Here is a 21,589-nt window from a genome sequence, read left to right as displayed (position 1 = left end):
AGGCGACTTATCCTTTTTGATTAATACGAAAAACTAACCCTAAGTCTGACATAAAAACGGATTATGAGCACTCCAATCACACGACAAATTGTACTTGATACCGAAACCACGGGTATGAATAAGCTGGGCGTTCATTATGAAGGTCATAATATCATTGAAATTGGTGCCGTAGAGGTTATCAATCGTCGATTAACAGGGCGAAATTTCCATGTTTATATTAAGCCCGAAAGATTAGTTGATCCTGAAGCGTTTGAAGTTCACGGTATTAGTGATGAATTCTTAGAGGATTGCCCCTCTTTTGCTGATATTGCGGATGAGTTTTTAGAATATATTCGTGGCGCTGAGCTGATCATTCATAACGCATCGTTCGATATCGGTTTTATGGATTATGAGTTTAGAAAGCTTAATCGTGATATTCCACCTACCGAAACGTTCTGCCAAATTACCGATAGCCTTGCAATGGCAAGGGCATTATTCCCCGGTAAACGCAATAATCTTGATGCCTTATGTGATAGATACTTAATAGATAATTCTAAACGTACTCTTCACGGCGCGTTATTGGATGCTGAAATCCTTTCTGATGTTTACTTGGCAATGACCGGTGGACAAACCGCATTAGCCTTTTCAATAGAAGGTGAATCAAGTAACGAGCAAGAGCAAAATGATATTCAGCGTATTGAGCGCCCAGTTTCAGGATTAAGAGTAATAAGAGCAACTGCAGAAGAACTTGCTGAGCATGAGTCTCGATTAGATTTAGTTGAGAAGAAAGGCGGGCATTGTTTATGGCGCCCAGCATCAAATGATGAGGCAGTTTGAATATAAAAAAAGCACAAAGGATAAGTTGAGATTAAAAATTATCCAAATGCATCTTTTTGTTAGAAAAACAGTTGACGACAAGGCAAGAGATTCGTAATATTCACCTCGTCCGAAAGGNAGGCAGTTTGAATATAAAAAAAGCACAAAGGATAAGTTGAGATTAAAAATTATCCAAATGCATCTTTTTGTTAGAAAAACAGTTGACGACAAGGCAAGAGATTCGTAATATTCACCTCGTCCGAAAGGATACGCGGAGCGGTAGTTCAGTTGGTTAGAATACCTGCCTGTCACGCAGGGGGTCGCGGGTTCGAGTCCCGTCCGTTCCGCCAACATTCTAAACCCCAGCATTTATGCTGGGGTTTTTTGTTTTATAGCCTCAAATAATTTTCCCTCTCGTTATTTCTCTAAGTCTTTATCTCTTGCTTTCACTATTTGATATCACTATCTTAGAATTTATTGGTGATGTTAATGTCATATGCAATGGTGTTTTGCAGGGTAATCAATATGGAAAATAGAGTACATTTATGGATGGGCAGTAATTTTTCTTCTGAAGAAGAATATATGCATTACTTTGAGTTAGATTACTCTGCGGAAGACGGAATTGATTCTCCTAATTATAGAGTATGTGGATTCTGCAAAGATCTGGGAATAGTGTGGTACGACGAAGATTTTATTGGTGTTATTCCTCGTTTTAATAACAATGTTACGCTTGATGAAGTTTTGGTAGATGCTGCTGTTGATAAAAGTGAAATACCGTTGATTAAAGCCAAATGTGAAGAGTTAGGCATTAACAGTGCGAATGCGATATTTTGGTATCAAGATCCTGAGCTTGTTATCAAAGAGCGCGATAATCAAACCTATAATAATTTACATTATATTGGCGAATATAATGGTGATTAACGGGGTTAAAAATGAACGTAGTCTGGGCTAATCATGCTATTAACGCTTGATGAAATCACAAAAGAGCTAGAAGATAAATTTTCTCCTTTAGGGGACGATTTTACTGATTTAGTGCTTTTTAAAAGAGCGACACCACTTGCTGATTTAGACACATTAGAACAAAAATCAATGCTTTCTCTTCCTGATGATTTTTCCTCTTTTATCTCTCTCTATAATTTAGATAATTTCTCATTATTTAATATCAGTTTTGGCTGCGGTGAAGATTATCTTGAAAGACTTTTTATGCTAAATAACCCCAATGAGTTTGCTCAATGGTGGATTGGTGATAAACGACCTGAAAATATGATTGTTATTGCACTGTCAGATCCTTATACCATCTTATTGAATACCCAAACTGGTGATGTTTTTGCAATGACCAGTGAAACACCGATGGACAGTTTTAAACATATTGCCACGAACTTTTTTGTTTTTTTTAGTGCAGTTGTGACACTATTTTTAACGGATATTTCACCAGATAGAGTTATCGAACTAACTTCCTCTCAAACAACCTCGTTTTGGCATCAACTAAAACCTGAATAAGATGAAAAATATAAAGAAAAAAACGCTAATTTATGATGGTTTTGAAGATGATTTTTATCAACTAAATCATCTTATTCAATGCCCTTATTATGATGAAGATATGTTAGTTAGCGTAACGCAATTAAAAGATTTAAATCGTCTAGATGAAGATATAAAACAGCAGGTAATAAATAAGGTTAAAGGACTCACCTTAAATCTAGGAACGTGCTATTCCTATGATGGTTTATCGGTAATGTGTGATATCCAAAAATCAAAAAAAGAGAATATTCAGTTGCTGGGTTTATTTGCTATTGGTGAAAGACAACCTTCACGGTATCAAATCATTGTATTAGGGATATTTAGGATCAAATTATGAACACGGAATTTTATTTACGTTTATGTATGCTATCTAAAATGCTCGACCATTTTTATTATCAAGAATTTGAAACTGAACAAGCCGAATACAGTAAAAATAAAGAGATAAAACAAGCCATTGTTCAGTTTATCCTTGAAATGAAAAAACAGGGTGAGCACGCATTAATTGATGAAGCACTAAACCTTATATTTCATAATACTGGTTGTCATATTGATTGCGAAATTCTAGATGAAATCATGCTTCCTGTTATTGAACAAAATATCATTACGCCAGAATTGATTGATAAAAACCTGAGAGAGAATTCACCTATGGGGCGTTGGTACTGATCCTTAGGAGAAATAATAACATTTTATAAGTTTGGTTTTATTACTAATACTTAATTTAAGAGAAATTTATTCTTTTTTATCATGACTCGTATTTTGAAAATCCGTATATTACGGTGACTGTCAATAGAATAGATGTTGAGTTTATTGAGCCGATTAATCATGATCTTTTTTGACGAAGTACAACACAAAATACAGAACACCGCTTTTTTCTCTAATATGGGGAAAGCTGACTTACAGGCTGATAATGTGATTTTATTTTCAGATCTGGAGCGTTTATTGCTTTCTGAGTTAGATTTTATATGGTTACCTACCTCACCAACTCAAGATGATCCTTTTTATACAAAGCAAACTCTGCCTAAGGCATTAATAGAACAACGTATAAAAATAACGCGTTGTGTGATGGATAGTGTGAAAAATATTCCACGTGCCCCATTTCAATATGATGCCCATGATTTCAATATTGCAGCTAAAAATGCGATTAGTTACGCATTTCGGCAATACTTATCAGAAAAATACTTTTCCCTTGGAGACAACTGGAAAAATATTGTTAATATCTACTATCAAGGATATTGGCCAGTAGGGATCTACCATAATAAAATAATAACCCTTTGAATTTAATCATTTTTAAAAAAGAGTTATAATAATATAAGGACGTAAAGAAATGGATATCACTAAAATTTATCAATATAAATTAAGAAAATTATTTAATCCAAGAGCGCTTCCTTTTGAACATGATATTTTATTTTTACAGCCTTGGGAGGGCGAATTGGATGAAATTATTTCGGTAAGATTAAAAAATAATCCCGCACTTTATCTTTCATGGTGGAACGAACTTTTTAATTCACAAAAAGTTGATGATGTCATTAGTGTTGATCCTTACGATCAAAATTATTATAGATTCTTTTCTTTTTTAAAAATTCTCCCCAATGTATTATCGATAAATAGAAATGAAAGTTTTTATGATAAAAACTTAGTTTCTGCTTATATTATTTCGCAACTAAAATCGGATCTTTCTTTTTTAGGTGAAGAAAAAGAGAATACCTATAAAACGGAGCTTATTAACTATTTATTCTATGATATGGGATTTGCTGATTTTTATTACCATTATTTTATGGTTAAGCGTAATCAACTTTACTTTTGTTATTCAACAGATAAAACGATGAATGTTGGCTCTTTAATCAACTTAACGCACGACCTTATTTATCAATATACAAAGAAAAATAGTCACGAAGATTTAAATATAATCAAACAACAACAAATAGAGATCATTAACTTTCTTTTAGAGGAAGATGAAAATTTTATTTTTACACTAGAAGATCAATATTTAATTTATCTATCACCCGAAAAATTTATCAAAACGTATCAAAACGACACGAATAAAATATTTGAAATATTAGTCAGCTTCTTAAGTAAAGATCAATCAGCACTTAATGTCTTTGTATCTAAAATGATCATCATGAATTATAACTATTACATTTTGAAAAATAATCCGGATGAGATTTTAAAATTAAAAGTTTTTTGTAGAAGAGATAATTTAAAATTTTTTCTATTATTTAAATCAATTATTGATTTGCATTTTTTTGTCAGAAAAGAAGATTTTAAGGATTTACACTTAGAATATTACTTATCTAAAATTAATTAAAAATAAATAGAATATATAAATAAATTATTTTTTATAAAAGGAGTAACAACTGTGTTACGCGATGTTTTCCTTTTATTTATATATGATGTAAATAGGATTTTTATTACTGAATCAGTGAATTATCTGCTTTTTATCTTTTTTAAACTCTTATAATTCTACGTCCTTGTAACAAGTCTAGTCAGTTATTAGGCTATAATTAAAACAAATACGGTATTTATTTGATTTGATGGATAAAACAGCAATGAAATTTTATCTTGATTAGTTATATCAAGCTAAGGTTTAATAGCACGCTTCTCAATTGCGCAACCTGTTGTCTTTTTTGCTTTTTGTTGCGCAACAATGCGATGGTGTAATGTTATTTTCCGCTTTGATTGTAAAAAATGCCGTGCGAATCAAAGAATTATTGCTTTATGCTAATTACGATAGCCACCTTTGTGGATTTTTTATATTGCGGTTTTTTGCCTGCATTGAGAGAATCAGCTATCTAGATGCTTTTTATCCGACTTGGAGTAGAAAATGACCACTCGTAAAACCCTTGCTAATGCGATCCGTTTTTTAAGTATGGATGCTGTGCAAAAAGCGAAATCAGGACACCCTGGCGCCCCTATGGGTATGGCTGATATTGCAGAAGTATTATGGCGTGATTTTTTAAATCATAACCCAACTAACCCTAACTGGGCTGATCGTGACCGTTTCGTTTTATCGAATGGTCATGCTTCAATGCTAATTTACAGCTTACTGCATCTGTCTGGTTATGACGTTTCTTTAGATGATCTGAAAAACTTCCGTCAATTGCATTCTAAAACACCAGGTCACCCAGAATATGGTTATACCGCGGGTGTTGAAACAACAACGGGTCCTTTAGGTCAAGGTATTGCAAACGCAGTGGGTTTTGCAATTGCAGAACGTACATTAGCGGCTCAATTTAACCGCCCTGGTCATGATATTGTTGACCACTACACCTACGCCTTTATGGGTGATGGTTGTATGATGGAAGGTATCTCTCACGAAGTGTGTTCTTTAGCGGGAACATTACAGTTAGGTAAACTGATTGCATTCTATGATGACAATGGCATCTCTATTGATGGTCAAGTGCATGGTTGGTTTACTGATAACACAGCAGAACGTTTCGATGCTTATGGTTGGCATGTCATCAGTGGCATTGATGGCCATGATGCAGCAAGCATTAAAGCCGCTGTTGAAGCCGCAAAACAAGTTACAGACAAACCATCACTGCTGATTTGTAAAACCACTATCGGTTTTGGTTCTCCACATAAAGCAGGTACTGCCGATTCTCACGGTTCCCCATTAGGTGATGCAGAAATCGCTGAAACACGTAAAGCGTTAGGTTGGGAATACGGTGCATTCGAAATTCCACAAGAAATTTATAAAGAGTGGGATGCGAAAGAAGCAGGTAAAGCAAAAGAAGCAGCATGGGATGCTAAATTTGCTGCATACGCAGCGCAGTTCCCTGAATTAGCGGCTGAATTCAAACGTCGTATTTCTGGTGAATTACCTGCTAATTGGGAAAAAGATTCCAAAGCATTTATTGAAAATCTGCAACAAAACCCTTCAAGCATTGCAAGTCGCAAAGCGTCTCAAAATGCATTAGAAGCATTCGGTAAAGTATTACCAGAATTCATGGGGGGATCTGCGGACTTAGCACCAAGTAACCTGACTATGTGGTCTGGTTCTAAAGCGCTGAACGAAGACAAAGCGGGTAACTACATCCATTACGGTGTGCGTGAATTCGGTATGTCTGCAATCATGAATGGTATTGCATTACACGGCGGTTTTGTTCCTTATGGCGCTACTTTCCTGATGTTTATGGAATATGCACGTAATGCTGTGCGTATGGCTGCATTGATGAAGATCCGCAGTATTTTTGTCTATACTCATGACTCTATTGGTCTGGGTGAAGATGGTCCAACTCACCAACCCGTTGAGCAAATGGCAAGCCTGCGTGTTACTCCAAACGTGAGCACATGGCGTCCATGTGACCAAGTTGAATCAGCGGTTGCATGGAAATATGCAATTGATCGTAAAGATGGTCCAACAGCACTGATCTTCTCTCGTCAAAATCTTGCACAACAACCACGTACTCCTGAGCAACTAGCAAACATCGAAAAGGGTGGTTACATCCTGAAAGATTGTGCGGGTACGCCAGAATTAATCTTTATTGCCACAGGTTCTGAAGTTGAATTAGCCGTTAGTGCTTATGAACAACTGACAGCTGAAGGCCGTAAAGTACGTGTTGTTTCTATGCCTGCAACAGATGCATTTGATAAGCAAGATGCAGATTACCGTGAAGCAGTATTGCCAGCATCAGTGAAAGCTCGTGTTGCTATCGAAGCCGGTATTGCTGACTACTGGTTCAAATATGTTGGTTTAGAGGGTGCGATTGTAGGTATGCGTAGCTTCGGTGAATCAGCGCCTGCAAACGAATTATTTGAAGAGTTTGGTTTTACTGTTGAAAATGTGGTTACACAGGCAAAATCTTTACTTAAATAATCAATAAATGTTAACAAGAGCACATTTTTGGGAAGAATTTCTCAGATGTGCTCTTTTTTTATCCTTCCATCTTTGTTTACTATTGCGATCTTCTCTCATTTCTCGTAATCTGATTATCAATAAGCTGAACCGTTTCAGTTACACCTAAAATGTCGGTGACTGCACAATTTCTAGATTTACTTGATTTATCGTTGTTGATTAGTATCTTGCTCTATTATTCTAAGCGGTTGCAAATCACTAGTTATCAAGGAAGTCACATGACAATCAGAGTCGCTATTAACGGTTTTGGTCGTATAGGGCGTAATGTGTTAAGAGCGCTTTATGAATCAGGTAAACGCGCTGAAATAACGGTTATTGCAATAAATGAATTGGCTGATGCACAAGGTATTGGGCATCTTCTCAAGTATGACTCTAGCCACGGGCGTTTTGCTTGGGATGTACGAATTAATAATGATTTATTGCAAGTGGGTGATGATACTATTCGTTTATTCCATCACGCTGATATTACTGATTTACCTTGGGGTGAACTTGGTATTGATGTCGTACTTGATTGTAGTGGTGCTTATGGTTCCCGTGCTGATGGCGAAGAGCATATTGCACAAGGTGCAAAAAAAGTGCTTTTTTCTCATCCGGGTACAACTGATTTAGATGCAACTGTCGTTTTTGGTGTGAATCAACACGAACTTAAAAAAGAGCACCGGATTGTTTCAAACGCATCTTGTACAACAAATTGCATTATCCCTATCATTAAAATGATGGATGATGCGTTTAATATAGAATCAGGAACAGTCACCACCATCCATGCAGCCATGAACGATCAACCCGTGATTGATGCATACCATAAGGATTTACGCCGTACTCGTGCCGCAGGACAATCTATCATTCCTGTTGATACGAAACTGGCAGCAGGAATTACTCGAATTTTCCCGAAATTTAAGGATCATTTTGAAGCAATTTCTGTACGAGTTCCTACAATTAATGTGACAGCAATTGATTTAAGTGTCACTGTAAAAACGGCTGTAAATGTGTTAGATGTCAATCAGTTAATTCAAAAATCAGCAACTGGCGCATTTCGTGGTATAGTGGATTACACAGAATTGCCATTAGTCTCAACTGATTTTAACCACGACCCTCATAGTGCAATCGTTGATGGCACACAAACACGAGTCAGTGGGCAACACCTGATAAAGACATTAGTCTGGTGTGATAATGAATGGGGCTTTGCTAACAGAATGCTTGATACAACGTTAGCAATGGCTACAACTGGTTTTAAATAATCATGTTTTAATGACGGTGTTGCGTAATAATACAAGGCACTGAACAGAAGATTACTAAATTTTAGAGAATCAATGAGAGGATTCATCATGTCTGTAATTAAGATGACCGATTTAGACCTAGCGGGTAAACGAGTTCTTATCCGTGCTGACCTGAACGTTCCAGTTAAAGATGGTAAAGTGACTTCAGATGCGCGTATCCGTGCGTCTTTACCAACAATTGAAGCCGCGTTAAAACAAGGCGCTAAAGTGATGGTAACTTCTCACTTAGGTCGTCCTACTGAAGGTGAGTACAACGAAGAGTTCTCTTTAAAACCAGTTGTTGACTATCTGAAAGATAAATTAACTGCACCAGTTAGCCTTGCTAAAGACTATTTAAATGGTGTTGAAGTTAATGCAGGTGAATTAGTTGTTCTTGAGAACGTTCGCTTTAACAAAGGCGAAAAGAAAGACGACGAAACGCTGTCTAAACAATACGCTGCATTATGTGATGTTTTCGTTATGGATGCATTCGGTACGGCTCACCGTGCTCAAGCGTCAACTCATGGCGTTGCTAAGTTTGCACAAGTTGCTTGCGCGGGTCCACTGTTATCAGCAGAGCTTGAAGCATTAGGTAAAGCATTAGATAAACCCGCTCGCCCAATGGTTGCAATTGTTGGCGGTTCTAAAGTTTCAACTAAACTGACAGTATTAGATTCTTTATCAAAAATTGCTGACCAATTGATCGTTGGTGGTGGTATCGCAAATACCTTTATCGCAGCAGAAGGCCATCCAGTAGGTCGCTCTTTGTATGAAGCAGACCTTGTTGATGATGCTAAAAAGCTGATGGAAAAATGTGATATTCCTGTACCAAGCGATGTGCGTGTTGCAACTGAATTCTCTGAAACTGCAGATGCTGTTTTAAAATCAGCAAGTGACATCAAAGACGATGAACAAGTACTGGATATCGGTGATGTGACAGCAGAACGTTTAGCAGAGATCTTGAAAAACGCGAAAACTATCCTGTGGAATGGTCCAGTCGGTGTGTTTGAATTCCCTAACTTCCGTAAAGGTACAGAAATCATCGCTAATGCAATCGCAGAGAGTGAAGCATTCTCTATCGCAGGGGGTGGTGATACGCTGGCTGCTATTGATTTATTTGATATCGCAGACAAAATCTCTTACATTTCAACCGGTGGTGGTGCTTTCTTAGAGTTCGTTGAAGGCAAAAAACTTCCTGCTGTTGCAATGTTAGAAGAACGCGCTAAACAGTAATTAAGTCAGCTCATACAGGTAGAAAGTCATTTTCTACCTGTTCCAAATATAGGATCTTATTACATGTCTAAAGTTTTTGATTTCGTGAAACCGGGTGTCATCACGGGTGATGATGTACAAAAAGTATTTGCAGTAGCAAAAGAAAACAAATTTGCTCTGCCTGCGGTTAACTGTGTAGGTACTGACTCAATCAATGCTGTGTTAGAAGCTGCTGCGAAAGTTCGTTCTCCTGTTATTGTACAGTTCTCTAACGGTGGTGCTGCATTTATCGCAGGTAAAGGTCTTAAATCTGATGTACCACAGCAAGCTGCTATTTTAGGCGCAATTTCTGGTGCTCATCATGTGCATCAAATGGCTGAATATTATGGTGTGCCTGTTATTCTGCATACTGACCACTGTGCGAAAAAACTATTACCATGGATTGATGGTCTGTTAGATGCGGGTGAAAAACACTACGCTAAAACAGGCAAACCACTGTTCTCTTCTCATATGATTGACTTATCTGAAGAATCGTTAGAAGAAAACATTGAAATCTGTGCTAAATATTTAGCGCGTATGGCTAAAATCGATATGACTTTAGAAATCGAATTAGGTTGTACAGGTGGTGAAGAAGACGGTGTTGATAACACGGGTATGGATAGCTCTGCGCTTTATACTCAACCAGAAGATGTTGCTTACGCATACGAAAAACTAAGCGCAGTAAGCCCTCGCTTCACTATCGCAGCTTCTTTCGGTAACGTTCATGGTGTTTATAAACCAGGTAACGTTCAGTTAACGCCAAAAATTCTACGTAACTCACAAGACTACGTATCAGAAAAATTCAATCTACCACACAATAGCTTAGATTTCGTTTTCCACGGCGGCTCAGGTTCTTCAGCAGAAGAAATCAAAGAAGCTGTTGGCTATGGTGTTATCAAAATGAATATCGATACAGATACTCAGTGGGCAACTTGGGATGGTATTTTACAGTTCTATAAAAAGAACGAAGGCTATCTGCAAGGTCAGTTAGGTAACCCAGAAGGTGCTGATAAACCTAACAAGAAATACTACGATCCACGTAACTGGTTACGTCACGCACAATCATCAATGGTTGTTCGTTTAGAGCAAGCATTTAAAGAACTGAACTCAGTTGATGTACTGTAATTAGATCATTCTTAATGATTAATTTAAACCCGCTTATTTGGCGGGTTTTTTTGTATCTGGTAAAACGCGCTCAGTCAGTTTGGTGATGATGATGACGATGAGATACGTAGATAAGCAATACATTAAGTCATGATTAGCGATATCTCGCTAATAGGATATTTGAGAGCATGCAGATATAAAAAAGCGCCTATTAATAAATAGACGCTTACATCAAGCAATATATTGATTGGAAGATTAGCCTGTGACTTTGCCGTCTTTGCTTTCTTCTTTCATCATGCGATTTAATAAAGGTACGGTCGCCCACATAACGATACCTACAATTAAGGTCACAATACCAATTTTACCAAATACATCCGTATAAATAGGTAATGTTTGTAGTGGATCTGTAATACCTTCTGGTGCTGCGGTGAAAGTCGCGACATAACCCCCTAACAGATAAGCTGTGGCTTGTGTTAAGAACCACATACCTAAAATAAAGCCCATCATGTATTGTGGTACGAACGCAGCAACCATGGCTAAACCTAACGCACTGATCATCAGTTCACCTAAGCTCTGGAATAAGTAAACCAGAACAATAAACCAAGGAGATGTTAAGCCTTGCGCATCGGCAAACCACATACCTGATGCTGCTGCTGTAAGGAATCCTAATGAGCACAGAAGCATACCTGCGGTAAACTTCGCTGGCATTGAGAAGTCTTTGCCTTTCGCGCCAAAATGGCTGTAAGCGATAGCAAGGATTGGGCTAGCAACAATGATCCAAAATGGGTTTAGTGCTTGGAAGCTGACAGGGTTAATATCAAAGCCTAAAAGCGTGTGATGAACGTTATGAATCGCAAAGAAGTTCAGTGAAGTTGGCATCTGAGCATACAGGATGTAGAAAACAACAGCTTCTAACATCAGAACAAATGCAACATACATTTTATTACGAGCCACTCTGTCTTTTTGTTTAAAAGCTTCACGGAAATAAATGAAGACAACAATAATAGACAGGCTGACTAAAACGATATTTGCAATCATCACATTGTGCAGTAACCATGCACAAACAAATACCATCGCAATGGAGCCGGCAATAACTAATAACAGTTTATTAAAGCTCATTGGTAAATGGTCTGGTTCAGAACCAATATTGGCAACCATTTTACGACAGAAGAAATAAACTAATAACGCCATGATCAAGCCAATACCACAGATATTATAAGTCAGGGCATATCCGTAGCGTTCAGCAAGTACAGGGGCGATAGATAAAGAAATTAGTGAGCCGATATTAATCGACATATAAAATAGCGTAAATGCACCATCAAGGCGTGGATCTTTAGGTGGATAACATTTTGCTAATAGGCTGGCAGGGTTGGCTTTAAATAAACCATTACCGACTGCGATAGTTCCTAATGCGTAGAAAATTAAATTAGGATACATGATTGACATACCAGTCATGAAATAACCGATAGCCAAGACAATAGCACCTAAAACAATTGTTCGTTTTGTTCCTAATAAATGGTCACCAACATAACCACCAATAGAAATAAGCCCATAAACCAGTGCAGAGAATGCACCAAAAGTAATGAAAGCCTGTTCTTGGGAGAAGCCAAGTTTACTCACAAAATAGACGGCAAGAATACCTTGTACGCCGTAGTAACCAAAACGTTCCCACAATTCTACAAAGAAAATCATAAAGAATGGTTTAGGCTGTTGTAATAAACCGACTTGAGCGGGTTTATCCATATCTGTAATGCCCCTAATTATTATTTATTTTCAACAACGATGTTATTTACTCACATTCACGAGGAATGTTACACGACGGTAACATTATCTGTCGCATTTAGAGTGATGTTTGCAAATTTAAGAAGGTAATCAGCAAGTCGAGTAGACTAATATATTGATGGAATGACTTCTCAAAGGTTGATCACACTGTGGGTAAGATTAATACCAGATTGAAAAAAATATTCATTAGTTTATTTTCAAATAAAGTCATTTAATTGACTTTTGGTATAAAATATAACCAGTAAGATTATTATTTGTTTATATTTTAATCTGATTGAATGAAATAAAGATAAAGAATAAAAGTAGAGAGAAAATATTTTTGATTATGTGACTGATTGATTATAGAAAGATTTTTTTCATTATAATTAAAAATTATTCTTTTATAACAAACAGATGTTAATAACTATTTAATAAATATCTAAAAGTTAGCTAATGTTATCTTATTAAATAAGTATTCACTTAATATAAGTAAATATTTAATTTTGTGGCGTGATTATAATCAATAAAAAACGCCCTTATTAAAAGTGCGTTTTTCTCTTGAGGTAAAATAGGTGAAATTTAAGCAGGGATGGGGACTTGTTTATTTTTAACAGAATGGAAACGACGTTTAAAATAAATAAGTCCATCGCCATCTTCACGTACTGAAATATTCTTAATTTCGGTCATATAAACAAAATGCGTACCGACTTGGCGTACATCATTAATATCACCTTCTAGGCAAGCGAGCGCATTTGTTAATACCGGCTGTTGTAATTGTCCGTTTTGCCATCCTGGTTGAGTAAAACGATCTGCCATCGCAAGCCCAGTCATTCCAGCGAAATGACAGGCCATTTCTTCCTGCTCATGATTCAAGATATTGATACTTAATTTTCCATTTTCTTGAAAAATGGTATTCATCTGACTTTTACTGTTGATGCAAACCATCACGGTAGGCGGATTATCCGTAACAGAACATACCGCTGTTGCCGTTAAGCCACAACATCCCGCATCGCCATTTGTTGCCACGATATTGACCGCAGCGCCTAAGCTTGCCATTGCATCCCGAAAAAGTGGGTTAGCCTGTTTTTCCTCAGACATTATTTACTCCTACTGCCAGACTTCTCGTCTGTGGGCGTCTTCACTTAAAATAATTATTAGTTAGATAACTAAAAGATCATCTAACTACTCCGCTAACAAAGTTGTAATGTTATTGCTGGTTGCTTTGTTGCGTTGTTTTAAAGCCGTAACGCTACCGCGCATGAACAAAGATAGCAATCTTTCTTTGTTACAACTTGTTAACTTTATCTCAGAAAACGGTGAGACAACCTTATCGCTAAGCATTATTATTCCTAATTTAAAGGTAGAATAATAGGCAAATTAGGCGACTTTTTGGGATTGATAAAGAGATAACACAAATTGCCAATTTATGAAAATTGCGTATAGCTCAAGATGTTGTGGAAGATAAAATTAACACTAAAAAAGAACATAGGTGATAAATTGCACAAAGGGAAGAAAATTGCAAAAATTGAGTCAACTTTATTTATTTGTTAATATGAATAATTGTAACAATTAGTCTATTCTTAGAATATAGTCATTTTATAAACCATAAGCAGCGGTACTTTTTCACTGTCTATATTGAGTGATAATTTGTCATTTCACCTATAACACCATATAAAGAGCTTCTTGATTATGCATGAATCATTAACTATCGCGCTATTACAAGCAAGGGAATCTGCGATGGGTTTTTTTCGACCTGTTCTTAAAGAGCATAATCTGACAGAACAGCAATGGCGGATCATTCGTGTACTTGCGGATAAACGTTCTATTGATTTCCACGAATTAGCGCAAAAATCGTGTATTCTTCGACCAAGTCTAACGGGTATTCTGATTAGAATGGAAAGAGACGAGTTAATTTGTCGTTTAAAACCAATAAGTGACCAACGTAAACTTTTTGTTTCACTTTCTGCTAATGGGCAAAGTTTATACGATAAAATTCAGCCTAAAATTGAAGAAGGCTATCAATTACTTGAGCAAAAATTTTCGACTGAAAAACTACAACGATTGTCTGGATTATTAAAAGAGTTGATTGCGCTTAACGTAGATGATGTTGAACAATCAGATAAATAAGTTATTTGATAAGAAAAAAGGAGATGCTATGGCATCTCCTTTTTGTTGCTATTATGCAGATAAAATTATTGCTTACCTAATACATGTAAGAAGTGAATGTGTTTTTCGTACTGATCAAGAATATCGTGAATGATTTGTTCTTTCGTCCAACCCATTACATCGTAATCTTGCCCACCTTCTTTTAAATGAATTTCAGCACGATAATATTTATGTTCTTCGTCTCTTTCTTCATCACTTAATCCGGCTAAAGCAAAGGCGGGTTGAGTATAAAAACGCAGGCGAACTTCATAGAAGAAATTCATGTCATCGCCTAAGTCGACTTCAAAACCAATTCGATCATCTTCTTCATTATGGATAATACATTGCGTTGCTTGCTTACTTAATTCAGCAGACACCATTTCCATTGAAGGTTGGATCACTTCATCCATAAAACGTTTTACATGGGAGCGTTTAGGAAAATAGGCAATATTTCTTAAACGGCGTTGCCAAGGGATCGGATTGCGACTTGCTGGTGGTGCAATGGTCGTTAGTTGTTGGCTATCACGTTTATATACATCTACTCGCAATGCTTTTATGAGTCCATAAATAGAAGCAAGCAGTACCATTGAGAAGGGAAGTGCACTTGCAATGGTGACTGTTTGTAGCGCAGTTAAACCGCCAGCTAACAATAAAGTAATTGCAGAAACGCCCATTAAGGCAGCCCAGAAAATACGTTGCCATACAGGCGTTTCGCTATCACCGCCAGAAGCTAAAGTATCAACAACCATAGCGCCCGAGTCTGCTGAGGTCACAAAGAAGACGACTACCATCAACATCGCAAAGAAGGATAAAACAGACGAGAATGGAAAATAATTTAAGAACTCAAATAAAGCCAATGACACATCTTGTTGTACGATATTGGCGAGGGCTTCTGCACCTTTATCTTTGATTAAATGGATCGCCGTGTTACCAAAAACGGTCATCCAAAGTAATGTGAAGCCGGCAGGAACAAACAGAACACCGACAACAAATTCACGAATAGTACGACCTCGAGAAATGCGGGCAATAAACATCCCTACAAATGGGGACCATGAAAGCCACCACCCCCAATAGAGCAGAGTCCATCCCCCTAACCAATCACTCGATTTCGGTTCGTATGCGTAAAGATTAAAGGTTTTACTGACAATTTCGGAGAGATATCCCCCCGTATTCTCAACGAATGATTTTAATATCAATACGGTTGGACCGAGAGTAATGACTAATAAAAGAAGAATAACCGCCAATCCTAAGTTAAGTTCAGATAAAAAGCGGATACCTTTCTCTAGCCCAGAAACAACGGAGATAGTTGCAAGTCCAGTGATCACAACAATTAATATGACTTGAATCGTTGGGTTAATCGGCACATTAAAGAGGTGATTTAAACCCGCATTAACCTGTAGAACACCAAAACCAAGAGACGTTGCGACACCAAATACGGTTCCCATAACAGCGAAAATATCAACAGCATGACCAATTGGGCCATGTATGCGATCACCAATAATTGGATAAAGTGCAGAGCGCAGTGTTAACGGTAAACCATGGCGATAAGAGAAGAAAGCTAAGATCAACGCGACAATGGCGTAAATTGCCCATGCATGTAATCCCCAGTGGAAAAAGGTTAATCGCATGGCTTCTTTTGCGGCTTCGATGGTTTGCGCTTCACCCGTCGGAGGCATGAGATAATGCATAACAGGTTCAGCAACACCAAAGAACATTAAGCCAATCCCCATTCCTGCTGAAAAGAGCATGGCAAACCAAGCAAAATAACTAAAGTGAGGGCGAGCATGATCTGGCCCTAACTTGATTTGACCAAAGCGGGAAAGTCCTAAGTAAGTCACACTCAGCAAAACCAATGCAACGGCTAGAATGTAGAACCAGCTCGCATTTGTGAAGAGGTTTTCCTGAAGATGACCTAATTTATCATTAGCTAACTCTGGAAATAATGCAGAGAAACCAACGACCAGTAAAATTAATAACGCTGATGTATAAAAAACGGGAGGATTAATTTTTATCCTAACTTTTTGAGGGGTTATATCGTTTTGTTGACTCATAGTTAACCTATTTTTTGTTATTTTCCTAGAAAGAGACTTTTCGCTACCCATGATCTGATTGTTTATGTCATCAGAAAAGAAAAGTTCATAAGAAAATTTGAATAAAACACCAAATTGGAGAGATGCTTTATAAAAGAACGGAAGTAAATTATTTTTTCCGCAAGATGAAGAAAAACACAATTAAATCAATTTATTAATAACCTTATATACTAGATAATTTCGCTCTTTAATAGGTTTCTCCTGTTGAAAAAAGGAGAACATGGTTACATTTTTTGCTTAACCGATCAACCCTTGTCTTTTTTTTATACAAAAAAAGCCAGTAGAAAATTACTGGCTCTTAATTCATCAAAAAAACTGAAATTAGATTATTTGTTTTCAGTTTTTAAATCATCAATTTTTTGTTTGGCTTGATCAGTTAATTGATCCGCTTTATCAAGTGCTTTGTTTTCAGTCTCTTGAGCTTGTTGTTTTACATCATCGCTGGTTTTTGATGCATCACCTTTTAGCTGTTCAATCTTGTTGTCTGCTTCTTGCATTAGATTATCAGCTGTTTTGCTTGCATCTTGCTTTAGCTCTGCGGCTTTTTCAGATAATTTATTACTTTCAGCTTCTAGGCTTTGCTTAATTTCTTCCGCTTTTGCAGCACTTGCATCTTTTAGCTCATCGGTTTTTTGTGAAATGCTCTCTTTTAGGGCATCTGTTTTTTCATCAGCTTGCGCTTTTAAGTCAGCCGCTTTTTGTTCAGCTTTATCTTTTAGTTCTTGAGCTTGTTGTGTTAATTCATCTGCTTTTGCCGATGCATCTTCTTTCAAGTCAGCAGCTTTATCTTTGGCTTGTTCCGTTAACTCATTCGCTTTATCTTGCGCTGTTTCAGTAACTTGAGTCGCTGTTTCTTTTGCCTTGTCAATACTATCATCGACTTTTTTAGATGAATCATCACAACCTGCTGTAATAGTAACAAGACCCGCTAGAACCAATGAAGTAAGTAGTTTTTTATTCATTTTTTTCTCCAAAATGTGTATTCAAAAACAATTCAGTGATATCCCGCGTAAGAACTAGAAAAGGCGAGAAGTTATTGCGTTAATTGTAAGAGGTTACAGCTAAACTATCGTAATAAGTATAGTGCGAGTCTTAAAATCAACAAACCTAAGTATATTAAGTGTATTTCCTTAGTCAAACGTCATGAAAACAAAATAAAAATAATTTAGATTTTTATCTAGGTGAGATTTTCTGCTTTATAATAAACAGGCAGAGATTATTGGAAATGTGAGATGCAAATGGAATATTACTTTCTGGTTATTATCAAATTTATTATTGGTTTTACTATCATACTAGCTCATATGAATTTATCAGGTAAAACACAACTCTCTCAATTGACACCTATTGATTTTATTGGCAATTTTGTGCTCGGTGGCATTATGGGTGGGGTGATTTATACCGATGCGATCCCGCTTTATCAATATATTATCGTCTTCCTAATTGGTGTCTGTTTTATCTCTTTGCTTAATTATATCAGTAAGCGATTCAATTTTTTCCGCGCTGTGACCATTGGCAATCCTATTCCTATTATAAAGAAGGGCGAGTTTATAATGGAAAACATCATGGAGAAAAAGAACAAAATAGACATTTTAAACATAACGTCTCGTCTTCATGCTCAGGGTATTCATTCGTTTCAAGAGGTCAATTACGCGCAAATTGAACCTGATGGACAAATTACGGTGGTATGTGATGGTGCAAAAATGCCGTCGATTATTGTCATGAAAGACGGTGTTATTCGAACATCAGAATTAGCGCAAATAGAAAAAGATGAAGCTTGGCTTCAAGAAGAGATGAAAAATCAGCATATTGATAAACCGGAAGAGATTTTCTTAGCTGAGTTTTGGGATGGAAAAGTCAATTTTATTTTACAAGATGGGAAGATAAAACGGACTACGCTATAGACCAATAACTAAAATATACGTCGATGAGTGAAGTATGATTTATAACAATGGCGACGTAATATCGCCAAGGTTATCTAGTGAATACGCATTCACATCTTAAATACCTCAAAATCAGAAGCCATTTCAGTATGGCTAAAGATTTGTTGGCTTTCATTGAGTAATTCAACACACTCTTCAGGAGAATAGCGACTACTGATATGTGTAATAATCAGCTTTTTGCTATTAGCCTCTTTAGCTAACTGTGCGGCTTGTACTGTTGTTGAGTGTCCTCGACTATTCGCTTGTTCTGCCATTTCATGTTTAAACGTCGCCTCATGAACAATAACATCTGCGTTATTAGCCAGCTTTAATGCATTTGGTGTAGGTTGTGTATCACCAAAAATGACAATACAACGGCCTTTTATTTCAGGACCAATATACTCTTTACCGTTAATAACTCTACTATCTGGCAATTGAATTGTTTTACCTTGTTTTAACTCTTGCAACCAAGGGCCAGCAGGAATGTTGTCAACTTTCAGTTTTTCGGCATCTAATTTACCTGGGCGGTTTTCTTCTTCCAAGCGATAACCAAAACACGGTACGGGATGAGAAAGTGCTTCACAGCTGACTTTGATACCTTCCTCTTCAAACAGAAAACCCGCTTCGTCAATTTCAACAATATTAATAGGGTAAGTTAAATAGGATTGGCTTAATGTCAGTGCCGTTTCTATAAAGGCTTTTATACCCTTAGGGCCATACACCGTTAAAAGTGTTTCCGTTCCACCCATTGAGCGACTACAAAGTAATCCCGGTAAACCAAAAATATGATCGCCATGTAAGTGGGTAATAAAAATTTTATTTAAACGCGGTAGTTTCACGCGGGTATGCAATATTTGATGTTGTGTTGCTTCACCACAATCAAACATCCACATGCTTTTTTGTTTATTTTGTAAATCGAGCACCATACTGGTGACATTGCGATCTTTAGAAGGAACGCCTGCGTTAGTGCCTAAAAAAGTGAGCTCCATAATGAAATATTATTCTCCATGTTGAATTTGTTCCCAACTTAAATTGAATTTCGCCAGATACTTACGTAGGCGATCGGCATCGTTGGGTTGTTTTTTATTTTGCCTTGATACTGCGAAAAGTTTTCTACCGGCTTCTGAGAGTGTTGATGATTGCTGGCATGTTTTGATAACGGTATTCAGTTGACTCAGATCGAAAAGATCAATATCCGTACTATTAAATAAGGTAGAAGAAACAACACCCCAATTTTGTTTTAAACGATTAATTTCTTCATCAACAAGAGGCAGGGTAATACGACCATTTTCGGCAAGTGTTGCCATTCGCGTTATACTAGCACTAAGTTCGCGGAAATTACCACGCCATAATGCCTGTTCAGATGTGGCAAATCGAATATAGTGTGATTTCGCATCAGCATTAAAACGGATCACCTTTTGGTAAAGCTTTGCAAAGTGATGCAATTCATAATCGATATTAGGCTCAATATCCTCTTTACGATCAGCTAAACCCGGTAGTGAAAAAGACCATAAGTTGATCCTTGCATAGAGATCTTCACGGAAAAATCCTTTTGCAATTTGCTTGTCCATATCACGATGTGTTCCTGCGATCAGTTGAAAATCACTTTGCACCTCAGTATCTGAGCCATAAGGATAAAAAGATTTCTCTTCTATCGCTTTAAGTAACATGGCTTGTTCATCAAGTCCTAATTCTGCAATTTCATCCAGAAATAAAATCCCTTTATCGGCTTCTCTAAGCAATCCTTGTCTGGTTTGTAATGCACCTGTAAATGCCCCTTTTACATGTCCAAATAAAGTGGACATGGCATTGTCACCACGCAAAGTGGCACAGTTAACAGCAATAAAACGACCTTTTACAAAATGGCGAGATTGTCGTAATTCATAAATACGTTGAGCAAGAAATGATTTCCCAGCTCCTGTGGGGCCTGTTAATAAAATAGGCGCAACGGAGCGTAATGCAACACGTTCAATTTGAGCAATTAAAGTATTAAAACGTTCATTACGTGTGGCAATCCCCGATTTCAAGAACGAGAGGGACTCATTATGGTAATGCTCAAATCGGCTCGTTAGTTTTGTATAACGGCTTAAATCGAGATCAATAACAGCATAACTTCCCGTGGCGGATTGTACTGTTTTGATACCTTCTTCATTTTCTCTTATTTTAGAAGAAGGAGAGGTTTGTAATAGTTTTGCGGGTAAGTAATGGGCTTCAGTCAGTAGAAACCAGCAAATCTGAGCAATGTGCGTACCTGTTGTGATATGTACATAATATTCTTCATTTTCAGTATCAAATGGATAACTCACTGCAAAATCAAGAAAGTGACTATAAACCTCTTCCAGATCCCAAGGATCACAAATATCCATTTCGTAAGGTAAGACTTCAGTGTCAGGGGAGATGGTATGGATATCTTCAGTGATTTTTGACGCTAACATAGAATCATTAGGTTGATGGATCATGACCAATCGACTAACGGGAAAGTCTTTTTGATGACAAATCGAAATCGTTGGGCGCCATGAGTTCCATCTTTTATGACTTTTACCCCGTTTATCTAATGTTGTGCCTAAAACACCAATCACCACTTTGCGTTTCATTAAGTTATTTCCACTTATTTTTTATCTATATTTATAAACATCTAGATAAAAAGATAAGTTTTTATCGTTTTTAATTCAACGGCTAAATATTTAAAAATTACGTTAAAGATATTTTTACAAATAAAAACAATGAATTAAAAATATTTTTTGCAGATTTGAAAAACTTGGCACGATATTGGCAATATTATTAGTGTCTTGAGCAGATTTTAAATCTGGTAGGCACATAAAGAACACGCTGTGGTGTTATCTAAATGTGTTCCTTCACATTGAGACTCTGTAGGTGAAGAGGGTTATTTTCAGG

The 21,589-nt window shown here is 36.9% G+C and carries 19 protein-coding genes and 1 tRNA gene; 14 read left to right on the top strand and 6 right to left on the bottom strand.

Features of this window, described 5'->3' with window-relative positions:
• The first annotated feature begins 63 nt into the window (after window positions 1–63).
• The 12 genes from dnaQ (at window position 64) to fbaA (ending at window position 10,800) form a co-directional block, all read left to right on the top strand.
• Window positions 64–816 carry a DNA polymerase III subunit epsilon gene (dnaQ, locus tag DK865_RS01730; RefSeq protein WP_109391009.1) on the top strand — a complete coding sequence of 251 codons (753 nt, stop codon included), beginning with the start codon at window positions 64–66 and terminating at the stop codon, window positions 814–816.
• Between the two features lie 252 nt (window positions 817–1,068).
• Window positions 1,069–1,145: transfer RNA gene (locus DK865_RS01725), tRNA-Asp, on the top strand.
• A 175-nt stretch (window positions 1,146–1,320) separates the two neighbouring features.
• Window positions 1,321–1,716, top strand: coding sequence for an immunity 22 family protein (locus tag DK865_RS01720; RefSeq protein ID WP_109391008.1), 396 nt, complete (start codon window positions 1,321–1,323; stop codon window positions 1,714–1,716).
• A gap of 33 nt (window positions 1,717–1,749) precedes the next feature.
• Window positions 1,750–2,295, top strand: coding sequence for a nuclease (locus DK865_RS01715; RefSeq protein WP_109391007.1), 546 nt, complete (start codon window positions 1,750–1,752; stop codon window positions 2,293–2,295).
• 1 nt (window position 2,296) lies between these two features.
• A complete protein-coding gene (locus tag DK865_RS01710) occupies window positions 2,297–2,650 on the top strand; it encodes a hypothetical protein (RefSeq protein ID WP_109391006.1) in 354 nt (117 codons plus the stop codon).
• On the top strand, window positions 2,647–2,976 hold the full coding sequence (locus DK865_RS01705) for a hypothetical protein (protein WP_023581083.1): 330 nt from the start codon (window positions 2,647–2,649) through the stop codon (window positions 2,974–2,976). The genes DK865_RS01710 and DK865_RS01705 overlap by 4 nt, the downstream gene beginning before the upstream one ends.
• A 159-nt stretch (window positions 2,977–3,135) precedes the next feature.
• A complete protein-coding gene (locus DK865_RS01700; protein ID WP_109391005.1) occupies window positions 3,136–3,588 on the top strand; it encodes a hypothetical protein in 453 nt (150 codons plus the stop codon).
• Window positions 3,589–3,637: 49 nt separating this feature from the next.
• Entirely contained in the window at window positions 3,638–4,618 is a 981-nt protein-coding gene (locus DK865_RS01695; protein WP_109391004.1) for a hypothetical protein, read from the top strand.
• A 516-nt stretch (window positions 4,619–5,134) separates the two neighbouring features.
• Entirely contained in the window at window positions 5,135–7,129 is a 1,995-nt protein-coding gene (gene tkt / locus DK865_RS01690; protein WP_023581080.1) for a transketolase, read from the top strand.
• 257 nt (window positions 7,130–7,386) lie between these two features.
• Window positions 7,387–8,406, top strand: a complete 1,020-nt coding sequence (gene epd / locus DK865_RS01685; RefSeq protein ID WP_109391003.1) for an erythrose-4-phosphate dehydrogenase — start codon at window positions 7,387–7,389, stop codon at window positions 8,404–8,406.
• Window positions 8,407–8,493: 87 nt separating this feature from the next.
• Complete coding sequence (pgk, locus tag DK865_RS01680) at window positions 8,494–9,657, top strand: phosphoglycerate kinase (protein ID WP_036911939.1); 1,164 nt, start codon at window positions 8,494–8,496, stop codon at window positions 9,655–9,657.
• Between the two features lie 63 nt (window positions 9,658–9,720).
• Window positions 9,721–10,800 (top strand): class II fructose-bisphosphate aldolase, encoded by a 1,080-nt coding sequence (gene fbaA, locus DK865_RS01675; protein WP_023581077.1) that lies wholly within the window; start codon window positions 9,721–9,723, stop codon window positions 10,798–10,800.
• Between the two features lie 234 nt (window positions 10,801–11,034).
• Here the strand turns inward: fbaA and dtpB are convergent, their stop codons facing one another.
• Window positions 11,035–12,522, bottom strand: coding sequence for a dipeptide/tripeptide permease DtpB (gene dtpB, locus DK865_RS01670; RefSeq protein ID WP_109391002.1), 1,488 nt, complete (start codon window positions 12,520–12,522; stop codon window positions 11,035–11,037).
• 597 nt (window positions 12,523–13,119) lie between these two features.
• Window positions 13,120–13,638, bottom strand: a complete 519-nt coding sequence (gene hpaC / locus DK865_RS01665; RefSeq protein ID WP_023581075.1) for a 4-hydroxyphenylacetate 3-monooxygenase, reductase component — start codon at window positions 13,636–13,638, stop codon at window positions 13,120–13,122.
• Window positions 13,639–14,229: 591 nt separating this feature from the next.
• Here hpaC and hpaR point away from each other — a divergent pair.
• The gene (gene hpaR / locus DK865_RS01655) at window positions 14,230–14,667 is read left to right on the top strand and encodes a homoprotocatechuate degradation operon regulator HpaR (protein ID WP_023581074.1); all 438 of its coding nucleotides are present in this window, start codon (window positions 14,230–14,232) and stop codon (window positions 14,665–14,667) included.
• A gap of 65 nt (window positions 14,668–14,732) precedes the next feature.
• Here hpaR and betT read toward each other — a convergent pair whose 3' ends face one another.
• The gene (betT, locus tag DK865_RS01650) at window positions 14,733–16,736 is read right to left on the bottom strand and encodes a choline BCCT transporter BetT (RefSeq protein ID WP_036911936.1); all 2,004 of its coding nucleotides are present in this window, start codon (window positions 16,734–16,736) and stop codon (window positions 14,733–14,735) included.
• A 365-nt stretch (window positions 16,737–17,101) separates the two neighbouring features.
• Window positions 17,102–17,737 carry a hypothetical protein gene (locus DK865_RS01645; protein ID WP_023581072.1) on the bottom strand — a complete coding sequence of 212 codons (636 nt, stop codon included), beginning with the start codon at window positions 17,735–17,737 and terminating at the stop codon, window positions 17,102–17,104.
• Between the two features lie 276 nt (window positions 17,738–18,013).
• Here DK865_RS01645 and DK865_RS01640 point away from each other — a divergent pair, with 276 nt between their 5' ends.
• Window positions 18,014–18,676 carry a DUF421 domain-containing protein gene (locus DK865_RS01640; protein WP_036911991.1) on the top strand — a complete coding sequence of 221 codons (663 nt, stop codon included), beginning with the start codon at window positions 18,014–18,016 and terminating at the stop codon, window positions 18,674–18,676.
• Between the two features lie 89 nt (window positions 18,677–18,765).
• On the opposite strand, the gene rnz is transcribed toward DK865_RS01640, so the two are convergent.
• Complete coding sequence (rnz, locus tag DK865_RS01635; protein WP_109391001.1) at window positions 18,766–19,683, bottom strand: ribonuclease Z; 918 nt, start codon at window positions 19,681–19,683, stop codon at window positions 18,766–18,768.
• 9 nt (window positions 19,684–19,692) lie between these two features.
• The gene (gene rtcR / locus DK865_RS01630) at window positions 19,693–21,288 is read right to left on the bottom strand and encodes an RNA repair transcriptional activator RtcR (protein ID WP_023581069.1); all 1,596 of its coding nucleotides are present in this window, start codon (window positions 21,286–21,288) and stop codon (window positions 19,693–19,695) included.
• Between the last annotated feature and the right edge of the window lie 301 nt (window positions 21,289–21,589).

This window comes from Proteus cibi, from assembly GCF_003144405.1.
In the GTDB taxonomy this organism is placed as follows: Bacteria; Pseudomonadota; Gammaproteobacteria; order Enterobacterales; family Enterobacteriaceae; genus Proteus; species Proteus cibi.
The sequence above is the reverse complement of the archived record's forward strand: the minus strand, read 5'-3'. Positions and strand labels throughout refer to the sequence as shown.